Origin of the sequence: Ralstonia sp. Ralssp135, assembly GCF_047304345.1 — a bacterium.
Lineage (GTDB): Bacteria > Pseudomonadota > Gammaproteobacteria > Burkholderiales > Burkholderiaceae > Ralstonia > Ralstonia chuxiongensis.
Genome location: NZ_JBGLYZ010000007.1, coordinates 15,089 through 38,833 on the forward strand (window position 1 = coordinate 15,089; position 23,745 = coordinate 38,833).

22 protein-coding genes are annotated in these 23,745 nt (G+C 64.5%); 11 read left to right on the forward strand and 11 right to left on the reverse strand.

The genetic code is table 11. The features are described from left to right. Window positions 1–20 precede the first annotated feature (20 nt). From ACCD03_RS07565 to ACCD03_RS07580, 4 genes are all read right to left on the reverse strand, one after another. Complete coding sequence (locus ACCD03_RS07565; RefSeq protein WP_413411219.1) at window positions 21–1,496, reverse strand: PelD GGDEF domain-containing protein; 1,476 nt, start codon at window positions 1,494–1,496, stop codon at window positions 21–23. Further along, a complete protein-coding gene (locus ACCD03_RS07570; protein ID WP_325653775.1) occupies window positions 1,496–2,056 on the reverse strand; it encodes a penicillin-binding protein activator LpoB in 561 nt (186 codons plus the stop codon). The genes ACCD03_RS07565 and ACCD03_RS07570 overlap by 1 nt, the downstream gene beginning before the upstream one ends. 69 nt (window positions 2,057–2,125) lie before the next feature. Next, window positions 2,126–6,157 carry a tetratricopeptide repeat protein gene (locus tag ACCD03_RS07575; RefSeq protein WP_325653773.1) on the reverse strand — a complete coding sequence of 1,344 codons (4,032 nt, stop codon included), beginning with the start codon at window positions 6,155–6,157 and terminating at the stop codon, window positions 2,126–2,128. Further along, window positions 6,144–8,981, reverse strand: coding sequence for a bifunctional glycoside hydrolase 114/ polysaccharide deacetylase family protein (locus tag ACCD03_RS07580; RefSeq protein ID WP_413411220.1), 2,838 nt, complete (start codon window positions 8,979–8,981; stop codon window positions 6,144–6,146). Before ACCD03_RS07580 ends, ACCD03_RS07575 begins: the two co-directional genes overlap by 14 nt. Window positions 8,982–9,463: 482 nt before the next feature. Here ACCD03_RS07580 and ACCD03_RS07585 point away from each other — a divergent pair, with 482 nt between their 5' ends. Further along, window positions 9,464–10,780: a hemolysin family protein gene (locus tag ACCD03_RS07585; protein ID WP_045206015.1), complete on the forward strand. Its 1,317-nt coding sequence runs from the start codon at window positions 9,464–9,466 to the stop codon at window positions 10,778–10,780. Here ACCD03_RS07585 and ACCD03_RS07590 read toward each other — a convergent pair. The 3 genes from ACCD03_RS07590 to ACCD03_RS07600 all read right to left on the reverse strand — a co-directional run bounded on the left by ACCD03_RS07590 (window position 10,720) and on the right by ACCD03_RS07600 (window position 12,015). Continuing rightward, a complete protein-coding gene (locus tag ACCD03_RS07590; protein ID WP_037031488.1) occupies window positions 10,720–11,190 on the reverse strand; it encodes a carboxymuconolactone decarboxylase family protein in 471 nt (156 codons plus the stop codon). The two genes, ACCD03_RS07585 and ACCD03_RS07590, sit on opposite strands and share 61 nt — an antisense overlap. Continuing rightward, the gene (locus ACCD03_RS07595; RefSeq protein WP_045206013.1) at window positions 11,093–11,650 is read right to left on the reverse strand and encodes a MerR family transcriptional regulator; all 558 of its coding nucleotides are present in this window, start codon (window positions 11,648–11,650) and stop codon (window positions 11,093–11,095) included. The genes ACCD03_RS07590 and ACCD03_RS07595 overlap by 98 nt, the downstream gene beginning before the upstream one ends. A 140-nt stretch (window positions 11,651–11,790) precedes the next feature. Then, window positions 11,791–12,015 carry a signal peptidase gene (locus ACCD03_RS07600; RefSeq protein WP_232040681.1) on the reverse strand — a complete coding sequence of 75 codons (225 nt, stop codon included), beginning with the start codon at window positions 12,013–12,015 and terminating at the stop codon, window positions 11,791–11,793. A 403-nt stretch (window positions 12,016–12,418) separates the two neighbouring features. Here ACCD03_RS07600 and ACCD03_RS07605 point away from each other — a divergent pair, with 403 nt between their 5' ends. From ACCD03_RS07605 to ACCD03_RS07620, 4 genes are all read left to right on the forward strand, one after another. Continuing rightward, window positions 12,419–12,691: a hypothetical protein gene (locus ACCD03_RS07605; RefSeq protein ID WP_024975105.1), complete on the forward strand. Its 273-nt coding sequence runs from the start codon at window positions 12,419–12,421 to the stop codon at window positions 12,689–12,691. 196 nt (window positions 12,692–12,887) lie between these two features. Further along, window positions 12,888–13,343, forward strand: coding sequence for a VirK family protein (locus ACCD03_RS07610; protein ID WP_316670948.1), 456 nt, complete (start codon window positions 12,888–12,890; stop codon window positions 13,341–13,343). Window positions 13,344–13,555: 212 nt separating this feature from the next. Further along, window positions 13,556–14,383, forward strand: a complete 828-nt coding sequence (locus ACCD03_RS07615) for a MipA/OmpV family protein (RefSeq protein WP_325653764.1) — start codon at window positions 13,556–13,558, stop codon at window positions 14,381–14,383. Window positions 14,384–14,711: 328 nt separating this feature from the next. Next, complete coding sequence (locus ACCD03_RS07620) at window positions 14,712–15,152, forward strand: hypothetical protein (protein WP_325653762.1); 441 nt, start codon at window positions 14,712–14,714, stop codon at window positions 15,150–15,152. Window positions 15,153–15,238: 86 nt separating this feature from the next. Here ACCD03_RS07620 and ACCD03_RS07625 read toward each other — a convergent pair whose 3' ends face one another. Then, window positions 15,239–16,120, reverse strand: coding sequence for a substrate-binding periplasmic protein (locus ACCD03_RS07625; RefSeq protein ID WP_413411221.1), 882 nt, complete (start codon window positions 16,118–16,120; stop codon window positions 15,239–15,241). Between the two features lie 96 nt (window positions 16,121–16,216). Continuing rightward, entirely contained in the window at window positions 16,217–16,702 is a 486-nt protein-coding gene (gene pedF, locus ACCD03_RS07630; protein WP_325653759.1) for a cytochrome c-550 PedF, read from the reverse strand. Between the two features lie 265 nt (window positions 16,703–16,967). On the opposite strand from pedF, the gene ACCD03_RS07635 reads away from it, so the two are divergent. Further along, window positions 16,968–18,986: a sigma-54-dependent Fis family transcriptional regulator gene (locus ACCD03_RS07635; protein ID WP_413411222.1), complete on the forward strand. Its 2,019-nt coding sequence runs from the start codon at window positions 16,968–16,970 to the stop codon at window positions 18,984–18,986. On the opposite strand, the gene ACCD03_RS07640 is transcribed toward ACCD03_RS07635, so the two are convergent. Beyond that, entirely contained in the window at window positions 18,972–19,916 is a 945-nt protein-coding gene (locus ACCD03_RS07640; RefSeq protein WP_413411223.1) for an alpha/beta fold hydrolase, read from the reverse strand. The genes ACCD03_RS07635 and ACCD03_RS07640 overlap by 15 nt on opposite strands. 104 nt (window positions 19,917–20,020) lie before the next feature. Here ACCD03_RS07640 and pqqA point away from each other — a divergent pair, with 104 nt between their 5' ends. From pqqA to pqqE, 5 genes are all read left to right on the forward strand, one after another. Next, on the forward strand, window positions 20,021–20,095 hold the full coding sequence (pqqA, locus tag ACCD03_RS07645) for a pyrroloquinoline quinone precursor peptide PqqA (protein ID WP_009277446.1): 75 nt from the start codon (window positions 20,021–20,023) through the stop codon (window positions 20,093–20,095). Between the two features lie 143 nt (window positions 20,096–20,238). Next, on the forward strand, window positions 20,239–21,156 hold the full coding sequence (pqqB, locus tag ACCD03_RS07650; protein WP_325653753.1) for a pyrroloquinoline quinone biosynthesis protein PqqB: 918 nt from the start codon (window positions 20,239–20,241) through the stop codon (window positions 21,154–21,156). Next, window positions 21,153–21,863: a pyrroloquinoline-quinone synthase PqqC gene (gene pqqC / locus ACCD03_RS07655; protein WP_413411224.1), complete on the forward strand. Its 711-nt coding sequence runs from the start codon at window positions 21,153–21,155 to the stop codon at window positions 21,861–21,863. The genes pqqB and pqqC overlap by 4 nt, the downstream gene beginning before the upstream one ends. Then, window positions 21,844–22,116 carry a pyrroloquinoline quinone biosynthesis peptide chaperone PqqD gene (gene pqqD / locus ACCD03_RS07660; protein ID WP_045206002.1) on the forward strand — a complete coding sequence of 91 codons (273 nt, stop codon included), beginning with the start codon at window positions 21,844–21,846 and terminating at the stop codon, window positions 22,114–22,116. Before pqqC ends, pqqD begins: the two co-directional genes overlap by 20 nt. Further along, window positions 22,088–23,290, forward strand: coding sequence for a pyrroloquinoline quinone biosynthesis protein PqqE (gene pqqE, locus ACCD03_RS07665; protein ID WP_413411225.1), 1,203 nt, complete (start codon window positions 22,088–22,090; stop codon window positions 23,288–23,290). Before pqqD ends, pqqE begins: the two co-directional genes overlap by 29 nt. Before the next feature lie 78 nt (window positions 23,291–23,368). Here the strand turns inward: pqqE and ACCD03_RS07670 are convergent, their stop codons facing one another. Further along, window positions 23,369–23,701: a c-type cytochrome gene (locus ACCD03_RS07670; RefSeq protein WP_045206250.1), complete on the reverse strand. Its 333-nt coding sequence runs from the start codon at window positions 23,699–23,701 to the stop codon at window positions 23,369–23,371. Between the last annotated feature and the right edge of the window lie 44 nt (window positions 23,702–23,745).

Below are 23,745 nucleotides of genomic sequence, written 5' to 3' on the forward strand. Positions count from 1 at the left end.
TCCGCATGGCCTGGCCGCCCCTATCCGTCGAGATGGCAGCGCGAGAGGAAGCGCTGCAGTGCTTCGCCCGGATGCTCGCCGGTCACATGCAAGGTCTGCACGCTGATATGTGCGCCCTCGAAGTCGACACCGAACTGCGCACGCAGGCTGTCTTCAATGCGCACCAGATAGGCCGACACGGCGCCCGCGCCCGACAGCGGCATCAGCGTGATGATGGCGCGGCGGTTCTTGCCGTTTGCCTGCCAGACAACATCCAGCGCACGGCGGCTGCGCACGACGCTCTCGAACAGCGCATCGCTGGCCTCGTCCTGGTGGAAGATGAGCGCCACCACCGACGAATCGATACCGGTGTCGCGATGCAGGCGTGCCAGCCGGCCGAGGTCGAGCGCGAACTCGTACGGCGCATCGGGCACGAGGTCCAGGATCTCGGAGCTGACGGTGAGGTGGCGCACACCGTCGGCGTAGTAGCCAAGCAGCACGAGCAGGAACTGCAGGTTCTCGTACGACAGTGAGAGGAACGGCATCTGATGCACGACCACCAGGCCGATCAGCTCATCCGCCCCCGAGAGCACCGGCGCGCACGCCACGTAGCGCGAGCCGTCTTCGGGGTTGTTCACATTCCGCAGCTCGGGCGCCTGCGGGTGGCCCAGCGTGTGGGTGTCGATGCAATGGCGGATCAACGGATCATCGGCAACGATGTCGAACGGCGTGCCCACGCGGGCTACCGGCTCGGTGTCGATGCGGTTGCCGATCACGCGCACCATGGCCGCCACTTCCAGTTGGCAGGCCTGCGCCGTCCATTGCAGGAACGGCTCGGCGCCGGGCAGTTGCGCCACATCAGGCGCGTTCTCGGCCGTGCCGTGCTCGCGCGCGGCCAGCGCGATATTGCGCAACTGCGTGAGTGTGTCGCGCAGCGTGGTCGGCTTGGCCAACAGGTCGTTTTCCAGGCGCTCGTGCGAGAGGCGCAGCAGGAAATGGTTTTTGGTGAGCGCCGCCAGCCGGTCGTTCAGGTAACCATTGACGGTGCGGGCGCGCGACAACCGCGCGCCCCAGATGTCGCCGTACTGCCCGCCGACCAACACAAGCATCAGGCCGCCCAGAAAGTACATGCGCGGGAAGCTGCCGGCTGCGGCCGTCTGTCCGTAGAACACGGCCCAGGCGCCCAGCACCACCAGCGCGGCCAGGGCGCCGAGCAGCGTGCCGTAGCGCAGCGCCAGGATGAGCGGCACCAGCCAGATCCACGGAAAGCCGTAGCCGAGCAGCAGCGGGTTGTCCGGCGCGAACAGCCAGACGACGCCAATGGCCGCCACCACCGCGCCCAGCGTTTCGAGCACTGCGCTCGGGCTGGAGACGGCGGGAGCAATCAGGCGCCCATACCAGGTGGACGCACCAATGCCTTGCGCGTTGCGCCGGCGCTCAGTTCGCCCACCCTGGCCGCGCCCGTCGGCGGCGGCGCGGCCAGCCGATTGAGCGGAACCTGCCGACTCGGTCTTCATCAGCCCCGGCCCAGTGGCGAGAGCAGTTCGCGCAGCAGCTTCTGCGCTACCGCCGACACGGCATCGCGGCTCCAGCCGGTGCGGCTGCCCGCCGCGCTCCAGATCACGTTGCCGGTCTGCACGTCAATCACTTGCAGCGTGATGCCGACAGCGGGCTCGCCATCCACACCGACCTTGTAGCGCCATTCATCCACGGCGCCGGTCAGGGCATAGCGGGCCTTCTCGCCGCGCGCCCAATCCAGCGCACGCGCCACGGCCTCGCGCTCGGCGGGCTCGAACAGCGACTCGCTGTTCAGGTTGGCCGGATACTGCTTGAGGTTGGAGAAGCCGCGCGCCTTGAGGATGCTGGCCGCAATCGTCTCCGCACGCAGGCCGGCCTGCGGCGTTTCGGTGTAGTTGGCGATGGGCAGGACCACCCACGCATCCGACGCGCTGGTTGCCGGCGCACGCGCGCTGTCAACCACCGCGCAGGCGGACAACACAAGCGCCGCACCAACGCCCGCTGCCACGGCCAGCCAGCGCCGGCGCCCGGCTTTCATCTTGTTGATCAAGGGTGTCATCGCGTTCTCCCTGGAGTCTTCCGTTGTGTGCTTCATCTCGTTCTTTCCCCGTTGTCTTGTTCTTGCTTGTCAGTAGAGCCAGCGGTAGCGCAGGCCGATCTCCGTCAGCGGCGATGTCCCCGCGCGCGTAATCGACTGGTGCTCGATGTACAGCGCCAGATGGTCGTTGCCAAACACGCTGCCTGCCACACCAAGCTGGGCCTGCACGCCCCACCCTTCGCGGTTGTCATGCAGCATGCCCGCATCCATAAAGGGCCGCCAGGCGCGCGTGTAGCGGTCCAGGTAATCCGTGCCGAAGCCAAACAGCATGCCGAACTGGTTGAACGAGCGCGGCATGATCTGGTCAACGTCGGCGGCGGCGCCCGAAGGAAGCAGGCGAGCCATCAACGGGCTGACCGTGCCCGTAGCGTTATAGCGTGCGACGGTACCAACCACGCGGATCGTGTAGTCCGGATATTCCACCCGGAAGCGGTGACCGATTTCGCCATCGAACACCATGCCGCTGCCCAGGAACGAGCGATCCTGCCCGTAGAAGCGGTCGCCTTCCACGCGAGCGCGCACGTATTCGTTTTGCGTGAGGCGCCAGTTGTTGCCGATCGAGAACAGATCCTTCACGCCGCCCACACGCAGTTGCGGCGTTTCATTGGCCGGCTGGTTGCGACCGATCGAAAGCTCTGTGCCCACCGGCCCAACCTGCCCCAGCAGGCCGTCCAGCCGGAACGCGTAGAGCGAGCCCAGCCCCTGGCGCCAACCCACCGTGCCCTTCCACTGCGTGTTCTGCGTCTGGTACTGCGAGATCCAATCCACCTGCCGATCCTGCGCGGGCACGCCGGTCAACTGCGTATCGTCGGTCGAGCGCTGGTTCCGCTGGGTGGCGCGCACGAGCATGCTGTAGTGATCGGTCAGGCGGATACCGGCGGCCGCGCTGCTCTCGAAGTACGTCAGCGGCGCCTGCTTGAACCACGTCTCGCGTGGCTCCAGCGCCTGCGCATTGGTCAGCAGCGTCTCCTGCACACGTTCGTGCAGTTGCTCGTCATCGGGGGCGGTGGTCAGCCCTTCAAACGACAGACGCTGCGCCTCGCCCAGGCGGTCCGTCATCACGTTGGCATCGATGCGGTTGTAGAGCGGAATGCGGTCAGGCGTGTCGTCAAGCAGGCGGTTGAGCGTCTGCAGATCGCGCTCGGCCAGGGCAATGGAGATCTCGGCATAGGCCGGGCGCGTCATGCGGCGCGTGTACTGCTGCAGCAGCCACGCGCGCGCCAGATCATTCGCCTCCTGCGAAAGCGCCCAGCCCAGCGCGGCCTCCTTGGCCACGGCGGAAACAAGCTGATCGCTCACGCGGGCCTGCTTGCGCTTGTCGGCGGGAGTCTGTGGCGGCTCGGGCGGCAACGTGTCGATATCGCCCAGCTCGGACTTATCCATTGCCGAGCGCCCACCTTCGCGGGCCTGCTTCGTCGCGCGGCGATCATCGCGCAGCAGCTCGATCAGCAGACGCTGCGCCAGGTCGCCAGACCCGAATGTTTGCGCCAGTGAGATGCGCCGGGCGCGCAATTCAGCGCGTGTATCTTCTTCCAGCGGCACCGCATCGCCATCCCCCACCGTGACGCGCGTGCCGACGCGGCGCCCCGCGGGCGGGTTGGCCTTGCCGTTGCCTGTCGTGTCTTCAGCGCGCCACAGCAGCCACCACGCCTCGCGGCGCAGCGCCCACGCAGCATCGGCCTGACCGGCCATTTCGCGGGCATCCGCATAGGCCAGCAACCAGAGCGGATCGGTCTGCATCGACTTGCCCTGGCGGCCCAGGAAGCGCAGCGCCAAGTTGGCGTCAAACAGCTGCAGGCCGGCGGCAGCGTAGGCGCCCCAGTACGCGGAATCGTTTTCGGCCTCGCTACGCCAAAGCGCCAATGCGCGCTTGAGCTCGGCGTTCTGTCCGGAATCCAGCAGGCCCCACAGGAAAGCGGCCTTCACATCGCTGCCCGCATCAGGCAGCGACACAGCGCGCCGCAAGTCACGCATGGCCGCATCCCACTGACCGCTCTGGCGGAAATACTCGGCGCGCGCGCCCAGCACGCCGGCGGATCGCTCGGCCGCTTTGCGCTGTTCCGGCGTGAGCGAGGCCAGCAACCCGTCGACGCGGCGGAAGGCGCGCGCACGCGTGTAGTAGTAAATGGCCTGCTGCAGGTGAACCATCGTGCCGTCCTTCCGGAAGGCAAGTTCTGCCAGACGACCCGCATCGATGGGGCTGGCGTCGTAGAAATCGATCATCGTTGTCAGATCGTCTGGCTCAGCCTTGCCGCCGATCAGCAACTGTCGATACGCCTCGCGCGACAGATCATCACGCTGGTTCAGCCGCGCGAGCTGGGCGAAGGTCCGCCAGTAGAGATCATCGGCTGGCGTGGCCGCCTTGTCTGCGGCCTGCATGGCGGCAAGCGCCTGCGCGAACTGCCCGCGCACGTACAGGATGTTCGCCAGCTTGAGCGCGTACTGCGCGTTGGGGCCGAACTCCTTCTGCAGACGCACGTAGGTGTCGTAAGCCTGATCGTCTTTGCCTGCGCGCTCGGCCAGATTGGCGTAGCGCTCCAGCACCACCTGGCGGTGCGGCCCGCGCGCGATGCTGTTCAGATACGCCAGCCCTTCCACGGGTTCGCCCAGGCGCTCGTACGCCGCGATGATCTGGTCGAGCAACTTCATGTCGCCCGGGTTGCGGCTTGCCTGGTAGCGCAGTCCCGCCAGATAGGCGTGGTCTTCGTTGAGCGCGGGCGCCAGACGCAACACATGGTGCCAGGCCGCGTCATCCCCAGTGGATTGCGCGTACGCCAGCCAATAGTTCAACGCCGCCATCGGTTGGCGGTTCCACTCAGCCACCTGCGCGGCACGTTCGGTCCAGATTTTCAGATCGGGGCGTTGACGCACGGCGGCCTCGGCCACGCGCATGGCGTCGTTCAGATTGCCGCTGCCCATGAAAACCTGGAACGCGAGGTCGTAGTCTTCGGCATTGAACGGGGCGATCCCGCGGGCGATGGCCTGTGCGCCCGACGGTTGCGAGGACGAAGCCGCATCGTCAGCCTTGTTCTGCTTATCCGCTACCGGGCGAATGCGCGCAGCGTGGCGCTGTCGACGTGCCAGGCCTTCCGGGCCATCCATGAACACCAGGTTTGCGGGACTTGGCAGCGGTTCAGGCCGGCCCGCGAATACCCAGTCATGACGGGCGACACCGGAGGCCAAGGCAATGCCCTCCCCGGCCTGATGCCACGACAGCCGCAGCAGGCGGCGCGCGTATTGGTCTGCCAGATCCGGCCGGTTACATGCCATCGCCAGGCGCGTAAGAAAGCGCAGCGTTTCGGTATCGTCGATCAGCGGGCCAACTCGGCGTTGCGCTTCTGTCATGGCATCGTCGAGCAGATTGCCAGCCTGCAGTGCCTTCAACCCGGCGATGAAGTAGCGGCGCTGTTCGTCGAGCGACTTGGCGGTCGCCTGCGCGGCAAAGTTGGCTGCGGCTGCGGCACGATATTCGCCCACGCCCAGCGCAATCTCAGCAGTACGCGCCTGCCATTGCGCGGCGCGCGCCACGTCCTGTTTTGCCAGACGCTGATAGAACTGGATGGCAATCGCCCCCTGGTCCAAGCCACGCGACTTGGCGGCGAGCATCTCCAGCTCGGCTGCAGTCCAGCGATAGTCCAGCGCCTGCTTGAGCAGACCACGCAGGTCAACCAGCATGGCGGCGCGTTGCGGATCGTTCGGTTGCAGCGCGTAGGCGCGTTGCTCTCGGATGGCGATATCAAGCAGCAGCGCTTCACGGTCGAGCGTCTTGTCGCGCAGCGCGCGCATGCGCGCGACCATGGCTTCGGCTTCTGCCAGCCGGCCCGTGCGCACGTACTGGGCAGCCAGCACGCTCAAGAACTCGCCGTCGTTCGGGCGCACGCGCAGCCAGGCTTCCAGGTAGGCCACCGACAGCGCATCGACCTTGCCGCCCTCCAGCAGGCGCGCCTCCAGACGTTCGCGGGGGAACATCAAGGCGAGCGCCAGCCCGATCAGCGCACCCAGGGTGCCGATCAGCCAGGCTGGCAGCAGCCGTTCACGCGGGGTCAGGTCAGCAGACCACATCGATACGTTGGTAGGTCACGGTTTGCGCAGCAGCTCCTGTCAGATCTACACGCACGGTGTTGTCTTGCGCGCGGGCGGTGCGCGCTGGGTTGCCGTTGACCTTCACGCGGCAGGCACCTGCGTTGGCCAGACGAACAAACGGCTTGTAATAGCCGCCCGCCTCGAAACTCAACTCATTACCGTTTCGTGTGAAATTGCGCACAAAGGCAGCGGCTTCCGCAATGTACGCCGGCTTGGCTGGTTCCGCCTCCGGTGCGAGCGCAAAGCGTGCGGCGCCGTCATCAAGATGGATATAAATGCCGCCGGCCGCCTTGTCATACCCAACCACCCCCTGCGCATCCGCCAGGCGCGGCGTACCGCGCGCCATCCAGCGCAGCTCGCGCAGATCGCCATCACCGCGCACGACCCAGGTGTTGTCGTCACCAATTTCTCGGGCGATGGCCATGTTGCGGAAGTCCAGCACCTTGACCACATATTCGGTCGAATAGATCGGGAACACGGGCTGCGACAACGCGTAGTCATAAACCTTCTTCAAGGCCTTGAGCGACGCAAGCTTGGTGCCCGAATACATGTGGTAGTAGATGTTGATCGGCTTGAAGCGATACGGAGTGTCCGTCAACTGCAGCGTTTCAATCAGGCGATCGAAACCATAGAACGGCCCGGTCCAATCGTTTGTATAGACGTTCTCGTTCTGGTTTGGCGCAAACACCTGGTAAGCCCCTGGGCCCTTGTCGATGCCCAGCGGCGCAATCTCCGTCCACGATGGCGAGCTGCGTGTAATGGTGGTATCGCCCCCGTTCATGTTGAGCACGCCTGCGTCCCAGGCCATGCGCACGGCGATCTCGGGGGGCTGGCAGTCGCCCGACCACTGCAGAACCTTCACGCGCTTGCCGGGCGGCGCCAGACGCTCGTTGATGTAGTTGATGGAGCCTGCTATCTCGCGGTCGAGGCTGAACTTGTAGCCGGGAATGGACAGCGTGAATGCGGTGTCGCCACCGCCCTTGTCCGCACCCGGGCCTTCCTTGGCCCGATCAGCAGCGGCGCCGGGCACGGTGCGGCTCCAATCAAACGGGTGCGAATAGGTATGCGTGCCCAGTTCGACGTACGGCAGCGCGAACATTTGGCGCGCAATTGCTTCCAGGCGCGGCGTCAGCTTGGGGTAAAGGCCGCTTGCGCCCACCTCGCCTTCGATGACCGACAGTGTTGTCGGGATGCGGTACTTCTCCCACACGTCCTGCAGCAGCACCTCGCCGGAATATTCGGGGCCGGGAAACTCGGCGCGTGAGGCAAAGCCGTCGCCATCCACGTGCACGAGCATGAGTCGGCGGCCGTTTTCAGAGGTCACATCGGGGATCGGCATGTCCGGCAGCGCCAGCGCACGGCGCAGGAACTCGATCGGCTGGACAACCCAACGCGCCTGCTCAACGGTGTCCATGGAGAACACCGCGTATGGATTCAGTACGTAGCCGCCCCAATCGGTAATGGCAGCAGCATCAAACTCAAAGTTGCCCGACTTCAGCCGCAGCAGCGACTGCCCATTCGCGCTCACCTTGATCGGCTGGGCTTCACGGCGCTCCGGTTGCGGCGCCATTTCAAAGCCCATCATCTTGTCTTGCGACACCACCGACAGCGGCCCGTTGGCACGCCCACGCACCAGCTGCAGCTTGAACATGTCGGCCATGCTGCCGTCCACCGGCAGGCCGAACTGGTTCAGGAAGGCGATGTGCACGCCGTCATGAATACGTTGCCGCACCCACGAAGACAGCGCCGCCACCTGCTTGATCGGACTGGTGTTCACCCACACCACCACGCCGGCGTAGCGGTCGGGCGGTACCGAAGCGGGCAGCGGCTTGTTGATGTCGGCGTACTCGACGTCGTAGCCGAGAAAATTGAGTGGCGTGGCCACGAAGCGCACGCCCTCGCTGGTGTCAATGGTGGTACGCGGGTCGCGGTCCTGCAGGATCAACACCTTGCGCGGCAACACCTCGATGCGCCCCACGCCAATGGTCGACAGGTCGGGATCGGTCACGTACGGCACCACGCCCTGCGCCTTGATGCGCTTGGCCGTTTCGCGTGCACAGGCACGGTCGGTCGGCGGGCAGTAGTCGATGGCGATGACGGGCAAGTGGTAGTCGTCGCGAATCTGGCGTACATGGCCCATCAGCCATTCGCGGTCCGCGTCGCTCACATCCTTGTACTGCTTGCTGCCCTGGTCCCAGCCGCGATACAGCGATTCAAACGCCACCGCATACGCCTGGTCGTGCACCTGAGGCAGGATCTCAAACCCGCGGTTGAAGATCAGCTTGGCGTCCGGATAGCGCGCCTTGATCGCGCGAATCACCCGCACCATGCCGGCTTCCTGCGCCGCGCGCGAGGCGTCGTCCTTGGCCACCAACTGATACGAGTCGAGCGTATCGAGAAAGAAGCCCCGGTAGCCCTTGTCCCATAGCGGCTTGATGACGTGTTCGACATAAAACGCCGGCCACTCGGGCTGGGCCTGGTCCACCACGCGCGAGGCCCACGCCGCGTTGCGGCCCAACAACCAGGCCTTGGGTAATTCCTTGTACCAGCTGCGCTCTGGCGTGACCTCGCCCACGCTCACGTAGGCGTACCACTGCGTCTTGGGTGTCTTGAACTGCGATGGATCGAACCCGTGGTCCGGTTCAACGACAACGGCATCGAAGGCGCGCAACTGCGCCACGGGCGGTTTGTCGCCGTAGTACCACGCGATGTTCGGCGCGCTGGCCGAGACGGAAGATGTAACCGCAGGCGCACCGGACCCGGTGGTGGCAGGCGTTTGCTGCGCAAACGTCGTACAAGGCATCGATACGGCGGCTGCGACAAGAAGCCCAGCCAACCGCGCGATCGTCCCTGCCGTATTCCCCCGTTTCCCCCCGGTGCGCCGCTGTAAACGGCTGAGAACCCACATGAACTGGCACTCCGCTATGCAACTAGGTGCATCAATTGGGCCGATCTGCGCCGGCACTGAAGATCGGCGCCTGTGGTGGCGCCGTCCGGAACCGCTGTTTTTCCCCGGTTGCCGCCCGTAAACGCAGGCCCCGCAAGGCATACCGAGAGAATGTGTCCGAAGGTGAAGTATCGCCGATGCCGCGGGTACACGGCAAACCACATTTTGGATGGCCGTCTATCCTCCTCGGACATAAACAATTGTTTGAGATCATCCGCGCACGCCGTGGTTTGACAAAGCGATCAGCGCTGCACCATGATCATTCGAAGCCACATTCCACGCGACCGTGCAGTTGTCGCTGCGCAACGACGCGACTTGCCCGGACGGGCCCCGCCATCATGTCCGCCCTCATCTTTGCCCTGCTGATCCTGATCAGCGCCTTTTTTTCTGCTTCCGAAATCGCCCTCACGGCATCGCGGCGCACCCGCCTGCAAACCCTGGCCGACGACGGCGACACCCGCGCCCTGCGCGTGCTGCAACTCAAGGACATGCCTGGCAACTTCTTCACCGTGGTGCAAATCGGGGTGAATGCGGTGGCCATCCTGGCCGGTGTCATCGGCGACAGCCAGATCTCGGGGCCGCTGGCGGGGGCGCTGGGCGACTGGCTGCCTGCCGCCCGCGCCGAACGTATCGGCAGCATCGCCGGCTTCATCATCGTGACGGCGCTGTTCATTCTCTTTGCCGACCTGCTGCCCAAGCGCCTGGCCGTGCTTTACCCCGAGCGCTGCGCGCTGTCGGTTATCGGCCCGATGCAGTCGTGCCTGCGCGCGCTGCGGCCGGTGGTGTGGCTGTTCAATGGGGCGGCCGACATGTTCCTCAAGCTGTTTGGCGTGCCGACGCACCGCGTCGACCAGATCACTACCGAAGACATTGCCGCCATGATGGGCGCAGGCGCGGAAGCCGGCGTGCTGCGCAAACACGAACTGGCCATGATCGAAAATGTGTTCGAGCTGGAATCACGCACCATCACCTCAGTGATGACCGTGCGCGACGAGGTGATCTACTTCACGGTGGACGAACCGGTGGAGTCGATCAAGATGAAGATCATTGCGCAGCCGCACGCGGAATACCTCGTCTGCCGCGAAGACATCGACTCGGTGCTCGGCTTCATCGCGTCCAAGGACATCCTGCAGCAGATCCTGTCGGAAGAGTCCTCGGCCGTGATCCGCAACATCAGCAAGCATTACGACAAGAATCTGCTGGTGCTGCCCGACACGCTCAACCTGTCGCAGGCGCTTACGCGCTTTCGCGAGATGCACGAGCGCTTTGGCGCGGTCGTCAACGAATATGGGCTGGTGGTGGGTGTTGTGACACTCGACGACATTGTCGGCGCGGTGATGGGCGACATCCTGTACCTGGGCGAAGACGAGCAGATCGTGCGCCGCGATGACGGCTCGTGCCTGATCGACGGTGTCACGCCGCTGGGCGATGTCAAACGCGCCTTCGACCTCGACGACCTGCCCGGCGAACACCACGTCGAAACCCTCGCCGGGCTGGTCATCTACGCGCTCAAGCGCATTCCCAAGAAGAGCGAAACCGTCGACATCGGGCCACTGCATATTGAAGTGCTCGACATCGACAACCACCGGATCGATCAGTTGCTGGTTTCGCGGCGCATCGATCCGCCGGCAGGGGCCGCGCCCTCGGCGTCGTGAGCAGCAAATACTTCCTTGGCGGCAAACATGCCGTTAAGCGCCGCCGGAAAGCCCGCGTATAGCGCCATCTGCAGGATCGTCTCGGTGATCTCCGTGCGCGTGAGCCCGACGTTGAGCCCCGCCGCAATGTGCACCTTCAACTGCGGTGCCGCGTTGCCCAGCGCCGTGAGCGCGGCAATGGTGGCGATCTCGCGCTCGCGCAGCGTCAGGCCCGGGCGGCAGTAGACATCCCCAAACCCGAATTCGACGATGTAGCGGCCGAGGTCGGGCGAGATGTCGGCCATGGCCTCGACCACGCGTTCGCCAGCCACATCATCGACTTCCTTCAGCTTTTGCCAGCCCCGTGCGTAGCGGTCGTCCTGCAGGTTGGCGTGGTTTGCGGCTTGTGCTGTGTGCGTGTTCGGTGTCATGCGCGTCCTCGTTCGGTTGGCGTTTCGGCTGGCGTTTCGATTTGGAAGATGAGGAAGCGGAGCCTGACGCGTTTTCCACGGCTTCAATCCGAGCCCGGATGCCATCGTAGACGACGAGTTTGACGCGCAGCACGGCCAGCGTTTCGGCCCGTGCGCGCAGCTCCGCTTCCAGCGCCGCGGCATGCGATTCCAGCAGGCGTTGGCGCGCCGACACACTCTCCAGACTGTCGCCCTGCCGCCGCAGCGCGGCGTACTCCTGCATCTGCGCGATCGGCATGCCGGTATCGCGCAGACGCAGTAGGAACTCAAGCCACCTCATGTCTTCGGTGCGGAAGACACGATGGCCGTTATCGCGCCGCTGCACGCTGTCGAGCAGGCCGATGCGCTCGTAATAGCGCAGCGTATGCGTCGACAGGCCGGTGGCTTCTGCAACTTGGGCGATGGTCAGGAATGTGGTCATGAACGGAGCTTAGAAGTTAGAGCGCACTCTAAGTCAAGCGACTTTAACGTGAATCTTTTCGGCTCGCACAAAACAAAAACGCCGGCCCCTTCTAGGAGGCCGGCGCTTTGGTGTGCAGAAAATCGGTGGGCTACTGCAGATCAGCCGCCCACGCCGTACGCGCTCTTGTCCTGATGCTTCGGACGATGGTCGCGTTTCTTTTTCTTCTTGTGAAGTTGCGTTGCCTTTTCGCCTGCGGCAGGTGCCGACGCGGCGGGTGCCGGCGCGGCCGCGGCAGGTGCCGGAGCCGCTGCCGGTGCGGATGCCTGCGCAAATGCGCCGGCGCTGAAGACTGTAGCCACGAGGGCGGCCAGAAGCTTGTTCATCGTGTTGTCCTTATAGAAGAGACTGGTTTGTGGCGCTACCGGTATCGGATGGAGCGTGACCCATTGCGCTCCCACGCCCGCGATGCAATGCGCGGCCTGCCATCGAAATGACCCACGCATCACCACGCAGTGTGGTGTACGCGTCAGCGGTTGTCCACCCGAAGCCTGACGGTACGCCGATGCGCAGGGCTGGGCCTTGATGTGTCTCAACCCATCGCAACAGACATTGGATGCCGTGAAACCTACCCTGTTACGCGCGCTTACACCGTGGGCAGAACGCTTACAAACGGCGGTCAGCGCGCTCTCAATGCGAGACGTTTTTGGAGGCATGGATCGCAAATGGGACGAGATCCATGTATCTGGAGTCCCAATATCCCGCTTGTATCTGATTAAGGAGTCTCACATGAAAGTCGCTCAATCCCTGGCCGCTCTGATCGTTGCTGGTGCCTTCGCAGCCCCCGTGTTCGCAGCTGGCACCGCGTCCGCACCGGCCGCGGCACCTGCACCGGCTGCGACCGCTGCAGCGACGACCACCGATGCCGCTTCGGCACCGAAGGCTGAAGCCAAGCACGAGAAGAAGCGCACCCACAAGAAGGCCCACAAGGCTGCAGCCAAGTCGGAAGCCAAGACCGACGCTGCTTCGGCACCGAAGGCCGCTGCGCCCGCCAAGCAATAAGGCAGTCGCGCCATGAAGAACGCCGGGCACTCCCGGCGTTTTTTATTTGGATGAGCAAAGTTGAGCATCGGGGCGCGATCTCGCGTTGTGGGTGAGCATGATCTCTTCTACGATCCACGCGTGTCTCCCCGCCCGGCCCGGCTTGCATGGCGGACCGGAGTTGTTTGTCTATCGCCCCCTGCGACTCACATCACGCATGCTCCCAAAGACCAAGAAACCGATCGCGCTACCCCTCGCCGCGCTTGCAACCCTTGCAACCCTGCCGCTGTTCGCCGGCGCGCAAACCATTCCCCTGCCCGACGTGCTGACAGCCGAACAGGCGCTAAGCGCCGGCAAGCCCATGACGGCAACCATCGATCTGTCGCGCTGCAAGGGCGACACCAACACCACGCCTGCTGGACAGACGCGCGGCGGTCTCACCGTCAATGCATACCGGATCCAACCGGACCACACCCTCAGCTTTGCCGACACCCATTTCACCGTCGGCCGTGATGGTGCGCCCATCACACAATTCCTGCGCTACACCATCACGGCCGATGGCACCGCGCGCTTTGCCTCGTACATCTTCGCCATGCCCGCCTACACGCTGCAAAGCCAGGTCTCGTACACATGCAAGCTAGGCGACGGCGTCAAGCTGTTTGCGCGGTTCTGAGTGCGGGCAATCGCAACCATCATCTGAGCGCCAAGCCCTCAACGCCCGCTTAGCGTCGCGTCACGCCCACCCTGTCGAGCGCACAACGCTGGCAGGGTGGTTTGCTTTGTGAAGGCGGCGGCCACACCGTCATCCAGCGTTCGGGCGGTTCCACTAGAATGGCGTGCCCGCTGTTTCCTTCGCTCACATTCCTTTCGAATTCCTGCTCTCCCATGCCGCTGTCTTCGCGCGCCCTGCCCCGCTTTGCGTTCTTCCTTCTGATGACCATCGGCGCATTGAGCAGCACCGCCCGGGCCCAGACCGCACCCGCCACCAGCACAGAAAGCAGCGCAGGAAACAGCGCCGAAGCCAGCGACTGGAGCGTCGCTGTCGGCCCCGCGATTTACGTGTCGCCCAAGTACCCAGGTGCGAAATCGAGCTTCGTGTTTCCGTGGATCGATCAGGAGATCGAATACAAGCACCGGTTCTTTTCCAAGGGGATGGACTTTGCAGGCGTGTACCTGGCTAACAACGACACGTGGCAGGTGGGCGGCAACTTCCAGTTCGACCCGACTTGGCGCCATGCACATGACGACGCGCGCCTGAACGGTCTGGGCAACGTCAATGCCACGGTGCGCGCAAAGGCATTCGCGCAGTACACGGTGTCGTTCCTCACGCTGTCCACCGATGCGGAGCAGGACATCCTCGGTAACCGCCAGGGGTTGATCGCCAACGCCGATGTCTACGCAAGCGCGCCGCTCGGCCGCTGGCTGTTCAGCCTTGGCACCGGCGTGTCATGGACGAACGGTCAGTACATGCGTACGTTCTTTGGCGTGGACGGTGGGCAGAGCGCCCGTTCGGGCCTGCCGGTATTTGCCACGCATGCGGGGCTGCGCGACATCCACTTCAATGCCATCGTCACGTGCAAGCTCGATGATCGGTGGACGGCCAATGGCTCGCTCACGGTTGCGCGGTTGCAAGGAGATGCTGCCGACAGCCCGATCACGCAGCGCCGCCAGCAGACCACGGCCATGACTTCCCTTACGTACCGGTTCCGCTGACGTCGCACCCAAAAAATCGGGCACCGCCATGTGCGCAATCGCTTGCGCAGGCAGGTGACGTTTGCCTCGCAAACTGTATGCACGAGGCAATCCGCCTATAAGACCAGAACTTGGCCCGCGCGCCTCTCAGCCAAACGGACCATGCTTCCTTTTCACAACAGGCATGCACGTGGACTAGCGCAATCGCCCCGGTTTTTTTGCTAGTCTGTTTGGCAAGCGGCGATCACTTCCGATCAATGCGCGGGCAGTGAACGGTGTCTTCCCACCGGCGGCGGACACCGCAAGACAGGAGGGCTTGACCATGTTGCGGTGGATTGCAAACTGGGCCTTGAGCCACGCACCCTCTCCCGAGAAGCAGGCCGAACGCGCGCTAAGCGAATTGCGCATGGAGCTGTACCAGGCAGAGCAGCGCGTGATGGATGCACAAATGCACGCGGACTATTACCGCGCCCGTATCACGTTCCTGGAAGACGTCGTCAAGAAGGGCATCGAGCGCGTCTCCGACCAGCGCAAGGGCAGGCAGGAAAGCGCCCACGCATTGCGCGCCGGTCTCAAGTTCACGGCCGAGCTGTGGCGCGAATCGCAATCGCGTGACTCGCACATGCTCAAGCGCCGCACGGCAATGTCGTTCATCGACCCGCACGACGCGCAGGTCGACGACTCGCACGCGCCGAAGATCCACCACTTCTCGAAGATCCCTGTGGATTCGCAGTTTGACGACAACGTGAGCGCGTTGCCCTCCAAGCACGCCGCGGCGGAGAAGGCATAGCGCGTGAGCTGGCCGGAGCGGGCAGCCCGCACGGCCAGCGCATCAGGTACGTCGACACGTTCGGCTCCGTGTGCAGGCGGTGGCGCCTACGGTGCCACCATCGACACGCCGTATTGCGCAAAGATGCGCTGCAGCTCGCCGCTGGCGCGCAGTGCATTGAGTGCGCTCTCCAGCGCCTGCGCCAGTTCACGCTGATCCGCCTTGACGGCCATGCCGATCGCCCAGCCACGGGCAGGCAGCAGCGGCGACTGCAGCTCGGTCGCCACAAAGCGCGGGGCAGATTGATTCTGCGCCTTCAGCGCACTTTCATATTGCGCCCGCGTCACCATTGCCGCGGCAATCTGGCCGGAGAACAGCGCACGCAGCGCCTCGTTGGCCTCCGGATAGATCTTCACCTTGTCTCGCAGGGCGCCGTTGGCGCTGGACAGCAGCGCGCTTGCGCCGCCCGATCCCTGCTCGGCGCCAGTCGCCTGGCCGGCGAGGTCTTCGAAACTGCTGACCTTGCCGACGCGCTCGCTGTCGTACACCAGCACGTAGCCTTCGCGAAGGTACGGCGCGAAGATCAGCACCTGGCCATTCTGACGAATGAAATTTGGGTCGACCGGCACATGCAGCATCACGTCGGCCGGGCCGTACCCGAGGTAATGCCCCTTCCAGACCATATTGCGCAGGTCGCCCGACATGCCGTCGTCATCCGCGTCAAAGGGCAGCAACGACGCCGACAGACCCATCTGCTTGCCGAGCGCATTGGCAAGCGCCACATCAATGCCGCTGAATTGCCCCCCGACGTTATCGGAGAACGGCGGCAGGCCCTTGTACAGCGCGACCTTCAGGGCGCCGCTCTGGCGGATCTTCGCCATGTCGGCGTGTGCCGGCACGGCGCCCAACACCATGGCTGCCGCAGCAAGCAGGAGGCAGGCAAGGCGGCGAAAAGCTCCGGCCGCAGCCAACCGAAAACGGGCGTTCATGAGACATCTCCAGGCGGAAAAAATGAGCGAGCCGATGCACACGAAGGCAGGGACAGCACCGGCTCGCCAAGCTGCCAACTGAGGCAGGCCGACCTACTAGTCCTCTACGCGGCGCGATTCCAGATACGTCTTGATCGCCCAGACCGCTTCCTGGGTCAGCACGTTCTCAAACGGCGGCATGTAGACGCGGCCGTCACGGGTGCGGCCGTGACGGACGGTGGCGGTGAAGTATTGCGACACCTCGCCGTAGCAGGCTTCCTTCTTCTTGGCATCGGCCAACGACATGCAGTCGGTGTCGAGCTTGCGCAGGTCGGGGGCGATCCCGCCGGAGATGGCCTCTAGCCCATGGCAGCGCGCGCAGTTCTGGTTGAAGCCGGAGGAGCCGATCCGCAGCGCTTCGTCGTGTGCGGGACCGGTCCGGTATGGATTGTCCTGACGCCAATCGGCGCCGAGTTGCGGTAAGGTGTGCGTGTCTACGGCCTGCGGCGTGACATCGCCGTGAGCGGATGCGGTTGCGGGCAATCCCGCGGCCAGAAATGCGCAGGCAGAAAGCAGCGCGAGCAAGTTTTGAGGCGTTTTCAAGAGTGTCTCCTTGTTGTCGTTGAAACGATTTTTGGAGGCATTTCTGCAAGAGCCATACCAAGTCGAAAATCTGCCGGGAGACACCGCCAAGATCCGCCAAACGCTCCGGATATCGGAGGTATGGGTTGGCACAGGTGCTCAGGAATGCAACACCCTGGCAAGGGTCTTGCTTCATGGCGCAACACTTCCGGTTCGCTCCCTGGTTAATTGAGGCGATCCGGCCGACCCGCACACAGATTGCGGGCGAGGTTTTAGGAGACACACCATGACCCCTCACGCGGCAGCCGGCACGCGCGCTTCCGACAACGCCCCGGCCACGCTCGGTGACGCACCGCACGATCAGCCCGAACTGATCGCGCAATCGCACGAACGATCCAAGTCGTACGGCCTGCGGCCCTATGAATCGCCCGACTTCTGCCCGGTGCTGCACAACGAGCTGAAGACCGAGATCGAGCGCAGCCAGTCGCTGTTCACGCACGCGCTGCCCGTGATGGAGACGCTCTACAGCCAGATCGTCAACACGCAGAGCATGGTGATCCTGACCGACACGTCGGGCCTGATCCTGCATTCGATGGGCGACGACGATTTCCTGGCCCAGGCCAGCAAAGTAGCCCTGCAGCCGGGCGCGCTGTGGTCGGAAGCGAGCCGTGGCACCAACGCCATCGGCACGGCGCTGGCCGACGGCAAGCCCACGCTGGTCCACGGCTCGGAGCACTACCTCGAAGCCAACCAGTTCCTCACCTGCTCGTGTGCGCCGATCTTTGATCCGTACGGCGCCACCGTGGGTGCGCTCGATGTGACGGGCGATCATCGTGGCTTCCACAAGCACACCATGGCGCTGGTGCGCATGTCGGCCCAGATGATCGAGAACCAGCTGTTTGCCAACACGTTCCAGGACGTGGTGTGCATCCACTTCCACTCGCGTCCGGAATTCATCGGCACGCTGGTCGAAGGAATTGCGGCCTTCACGCCGGCGGGGCGCTTCCTGTCGGCCAACCGCAGTGGCGAGTTCCAGCTCGGCCTGTCGATCCGCGCGCTTCAAGCACATACCTTTTCGTCGCTGTTCGGGCTGTCGATGTCGCAGTTGATCGACCGGGAACGTACCGCGGCGGCAGGCATCGTGCAGTTGCAGCTGCCCAGCGGCGTGAAGGTATTTGCTCGCGTCGAATGGAAGCGGCCGGCCAACCGCATGGTGGGCGGTGCAATTGGCGCAGAACGTTCGACCGACCACGACACGGCGCCGCGCCGGGCCTACATCGAGCCATCCCGGCAACCGGCAAGGCTGGAGGCACTGGATACCGGCGATGCGCAGATCCAGACCGTGATCGGCAAGCTGCGCAAGGTCATCGGCAAAGACATCCCGGTCATGGTCCTGGGCGAAACCGGCACCGGCAAGGAACTGCTCGCGCGTGCCATCCACGCCGACAGCCCGCGCCATGCCGGCCCCTTCATCGCCGTGAATTGCGCGTCGATTCCGGAAGCGCTCATTGAATCCGAGTTGTTCGGCTACGAAGAAGGCGCCTTTACCGGCGCGCGCAAGAAGGGCGGCATCGGCAAGATGGTGCTGGCCAACGGCGGCACGCTCTTCCTCGACGAGATCGGCGACATGCCGCTGCACCTGCAGGCGCGGCTGCTGCGCGCCCTGCAAGAGCGTGCGGTCTCGCCGCTGGGCAGCAACAAGCTGATCCAGGTGGATGTGACGGTCGTGTGCGCGACGCACCGCAACATGCGCGAGATGGTGGCCAGCGGGCAGTTCCGCGAAGACCTGTACTACCGCCTGAACGGCCTGGTCGTGCGCCTGCCGGCATTGCGCGAGCGCACCGACCTGGACGTCGTGGCCGACAAGCTGCTGAAGCTCGAACAGGCCGACGCGCCCCCCATCAGCGAAGCCGTGATGCAGAAGTTCCGCAGCTACCACTGGCCCGGCAACATCCGCCAGCTCGGCAATCTACTGCGCACCGCCCGGCTGATGGCCGAAGGCGCGCCAGAGATCACCGAAGACCATCTGCCTGACGATTTTCTTGAAGACTGGCAGGCGCGCCATGGCGATCAGCCGGCTGCAGACAACGCGGTGGCACCGACAGCGGCTATGCCGCCCGTCACTCAAAGCGTGGGCGGCTCCCAGCCCAAGCGGCTGGCCGATGTGGAAAGCATGACGATCATGGCGGCCGTGAAGGCGCACAACGGCAACATCTCCGCTGCTGCAAAGGCGCTCGGCATTTCACGCAACACGATCTATCGCAGGATCGACGAGGCCGGCGGCTTGCCCTCAGACACCAACTGACCACGCCGATGCACGGATGGCAGCGCCCAGCGCCTTCGCCATCTCCCCTACCGCCAGGTGCCCGCCCGGCACCCACACCAACCGCGCATGCGGTATCGCTGCAGACAATCGCAGCGCATTCCGGGGGCGGCAAACGTTGTCTTCCCGCCCATGCAGCAGCGTCACCGGCAATCCCCTCGCGCCGATACGCGCAGCCGCCCGCAGCAACGCTGATTTCCCAAGCCCCGCCCGCCGATACAGGTAATGCGCCTGCAACTGATACTTGCGCACGAGGGCCATGCGCTGCTGCCATGTTTGGCGACGTGTCTGCGGCGGCAGACCCAGCAGCCGATGTTCCGCACGCTGCCACGCCCTGGCGATGTTCAATTTCTGAACAGTTGTACCAGGCTGCAACATGTCTGTTGCAACGAGAAGGCGACCACGGGCCGCGGGAAAACCCTCGCCGCGCCCGTCGACGCCCCGCAAGAGATCACGGCCAGCGCCGCGCGCGTTGAACAGCGCCTGCACATCGTCGAAACCGGTCAGGAAAGCGCCGCGAAGCACCAGCGCCGATACGGCATTGGGAAAGCGATCGGCATAGGCCAGCGCGAGCGCTGCGCCCCATGAGCCGCCGACCACGCCCCAGCGCTCAATGCCAAGTGCGACGCGCAGTTGCTCAAGATCGGTCAGCAGCGCCGTCACCGTATTACGCCGTAGCGTGCCGGCCGGTCGTGAGCGCCCGGCGCCGCGCTGGTCCGGGAGCACGGCGCGATGCCGCAGCGGATCGAACCATGCGGCCATTGACGGCGCGCAGCCGCTGCCCGGGCCGCCGTGTAGCACCAGCCAGGGCTCACCGCTGTCGGGCCCGCATTGGCGCACATGCAGGCAATGGCCGTCCGGCGTGCGCAGGTTGAAGCGGGCAGACGTGGTTGGCCAGTCGGAAGTGGGCATGGATGTTGCCTTGATGACGATGCGGCTGTGTTCGGCAAACGCCTGCGTCAGCCGCTGAACAACGCAGTGCACTCACTAACTATGCCAACCCTCAAGGAGGAGACATGAACTGGACAACGCCCGCCTATACCGAACTGCGACTCGGGTTCGAAATCACCATGTACATCGCCAACCGCTGATGCTGCGCGGCTGAGCACGTAAGGCTCCACAGGCCCGCCGGTTCTTCACGGCGGGCTTTTTTTTCGGCTCGCGGCTTGCATGCCTTTTCGCCATCCCCTGGCCGACTTCTTGCTCAATCCGCCCGACACGTTGGATTTGCATCATGACAATACTCAGGGTTCTCGGCTCGGCCGCCGGCGGCGGTTTTCCGCAGTGGAACTGCAACTGTCGCAACTGCGATGGCGTGCGGCGCGGCACCGTGCGTGCCACTCCGCGCACGCAGTCGTCCATCGCACTCGGCGACGGCCAACACAACTGGATCGTGGTGAATGCCTCGCCGGACATCCTCGCGCAACTGCGCAGTTCACCGGCGCTGCAACCCGCACGCGCGCCGCGTGATACGGGCATCGTGGGCGTCGTGCTGATCGATGCGCAGATCGACCACGTGACCGGCTTGCTGATGCTGCGCGAGCATCGGCAAGCGCTGCCCGTCTATGCCAGCGCGGCCGTCATCAGCGATCTGTCCACCGCATTCCCGCTCACACGCATGTTGTCGCACTACTGCGGGCTCGACACGCGCGCGCTGGCGCTGGACGGCACGGCGTTTTCGGTGCCTCCGCTCGACGATGTGGCGTTGACGGCGATCCCGCTGGAGAGCAAGGCGCCGCCCTACTCACCCAGCCGCAACGCGCGCCGCGTGGGCGACAACATCGGCTTGCGCATCGTCGACAGAAAGAGCGGCCGGCGGGCGTTCTACGCGCCCGGCCTTGCCCGCGTCGAACCGCATGTATTCGACGAAATGGGCGCGGCCGACGTGGTGCTGGTGGACGGCACCTGCTGGCAAGACGACGAGATGCTCGCGCTTGGTTTTTCCACCAAGACGGCAGCCGACATGGGCCACCTCGCGCAATCCGGCCCGGGCGGCATGATCGAAGTGCTCGACCAGTTGCCCGCAAAGCGCAAGGTGCTCATTCATATCAACAACACCAACCCGATCCTCGATGAAGACTCGCCGCAGCGGCGCGAGTTGGAGGCGCACGGCATCGAGGTGGCTTACGACGGCATGGAAATCTCGCTATGACACACCCTGTTGCGTGGACGGCCGAAGACTTCGAAGCGCGGTTGCGCGCGAAGCAGGCGGGCTATCACATCCATCATCCATTCAACCTGCGCATGCGCGCCGGCGAATGCACACCAGAGGAAATCCGCACGTGGGTTGCGAACCGGTTCTACTACCAGGTCAACATCCCGCTCAAGGATGCGGCCATCCTGTCCAACTGCCCTGACCGGGCAACGCGGCGCGAGTGGATCGTCCGCATTCATGATCACGATGGCGACGATGCGCGCCCCGGCGGCATCGAGAGTTGGGTGCGGCTGGGCGAAGCCGTGGGCCTGACGCGCGACGCACTTTGGTCTCACCAGCATCTGCTGCCGGGCGTGCGCTTTGCGGTGGATGCGTATGTGAACTTTGCGCGCCGAGCGCCGTGGCAGGAGGCGGTGTGCTCGTCGCTCACGGAGATGTTCGCGCCGGACATCCACAAGGAACGGCTGGCCGGCTGGCCCGATCACTATCCGTGGGTGCAGCCAGAAGGGCTGGCGTACTTCCGCTCACGCATTCCGCTGGCCTCGCGCGACGTCGAGCACGGCCTGCGCGTGACACTCGACTACTTCCGCACGCCCGAGCAGCAACAGCGTGCGCTGGACATCCTGCAGTTCAAGCTCGACATCCTCTGGTCGATGCTCGACGCCATCCAACAGGCCCACGCCCATGAGCCCTCCTTTGCCTGATCCGGCCCACCCCATGCTGCACCGGACCTTCCGGCTGCAATGGGAAGACATGCAGCAGAGCTGGGTACTGCTGTACCCCGAGGGTATGGTCACCCTCAATGACAGCGCCGCTGCGATCCTGCAGCGCTGCGACGGTGCCCATACCCTCGACATGCTGATCGACGACCTGCAATCCGCCTTTGGCGTGCAGGGCATCGCTCCGGAGGTCCACGCCTTTGTCAAACATGCACTTGAACGCGGCTGGCTCGTTTGAGGCCGATTCGCTGCGGGCGCCGGCCGCCACGCCGATGCCCGGTCCGCCGCTCTGGCTGCTGGCCGAGCTGACCTATCGCTGCCCGCTGCATTGCGCCTTCTGTTCCAACCCAGTGGACTACACGCGGCACGATCGGGAACTCGCTACCGAGCAGTGGTGCGATGTGTTCACCCAGGCGCGGGCGCTGGGCGCGGTGCAGCTCGGGCTGTCGGGCGGCGAGCCGCTATTGCGCAAGGATCTCGAAACGCTGGTCGCGCATGCGCATGGGCTCGGGTTCTACGTGAACCTCGTGACGTCCGGGGTGGGCCTGACCGATGCTCGGCTTGGAGCGTTGCGGGCGGCGGGGCTCGACCACATCCAGTTGTCGTTCCAGGACTCCACGCGTGAGATGAACGACTTTCTGTCGAGCACGCGCACCTTCGATCTGAAGCGCCGCGTGGCGGATTTGATCAAGGCCCACGGTTATCCGATGGTGATGAACTGCGTGATGCACCGGCATAACCTGCCGCACGTGGGTGCCATCATCGACATGGCGCTGGAGATCGGCGCCGAATACCTGGAACTCGCCAACACGCAGTACTACGGCTGGGCATGGGAGAACCGCCTGGCGCTGATGCCCACCCTGGAGCAACTGCGTGACGCCGAGGCTGTCGTGAACGACTACCGGACCCGCATCGGCAGCCGATGCCAATTGCTTTACGTCGTGCCGGACTACTTCGAGCAGCGCCCGAAGAAGTGTATGAACGGCTGGGGCACGACATTCCTCGGCATCGCGCCGGATGGCGTTGCGCTGCCCTGCCACTCGGCGCGCATGCTGCCGGGGCTGGAGCTGCCGAACGTGCTCAGCCAGCCGCTGCGCGACATCTGGCGAAGCAGCGACGCCTTCCAACGCTTTCGCGGCACGCACTGGATGCCGGAGCCATGCCAGTCATGCGAATCGCGCGAGGAAGATGCCGGCGGCTGCCGCTGTCAGGCGTACCTGTTGACGGGCGATGCGACACGCACGGACCCGGTATGTGGAAAGTCGGCAGATCACGGCGCGCTGCAGAAGGTGGTGCTGCAAGGCCGGATGGCTGCGATGAACGGGTTCGGGCAGATGCGGGACACGCGCACCGGCGAAGTGCCGATCGTGTTCCGGACGGATGCGAATTCGCGCCGGCTGACACAGCCATAGAGCGCGGTCATACATAGAAAACGGAGAGGGCCGGACAATGCCGGCCCTCTCTTCTTTTCTTGCGAACAACGTAGAAGCCTAGGAGCCTGAACTCAACACCCAAGCCACCAGCTGCTTCGCTTCGTCTTCCTTGAGGTCGGGATGCGGGGGCATTGGGATGCGGCCCCACGTGCCCTTGCCACCGTCGCGCACTTTCTGCGCCAGCCTGGTCGGCGCGTCAGCATCGCCCTTGTACTTGGCGGCCACGTCGGCAAAGGCTGGGCCGACGATCTTGGCATGCATGCTGTGGCACGAGAAGCAGCCGCTCTTGTCGGCCAGGGCCTGCATGTCGGGGGCGGCGTGGGCGGGTGCCGCGCCAATTGCTGCGCACGCTACCGCCAGCAACGAAAACACTCCATTACGCATGATCACGATCTGAAACTCCATGAAGCTGTGCGAGAGGCTGTGCGCCGCAC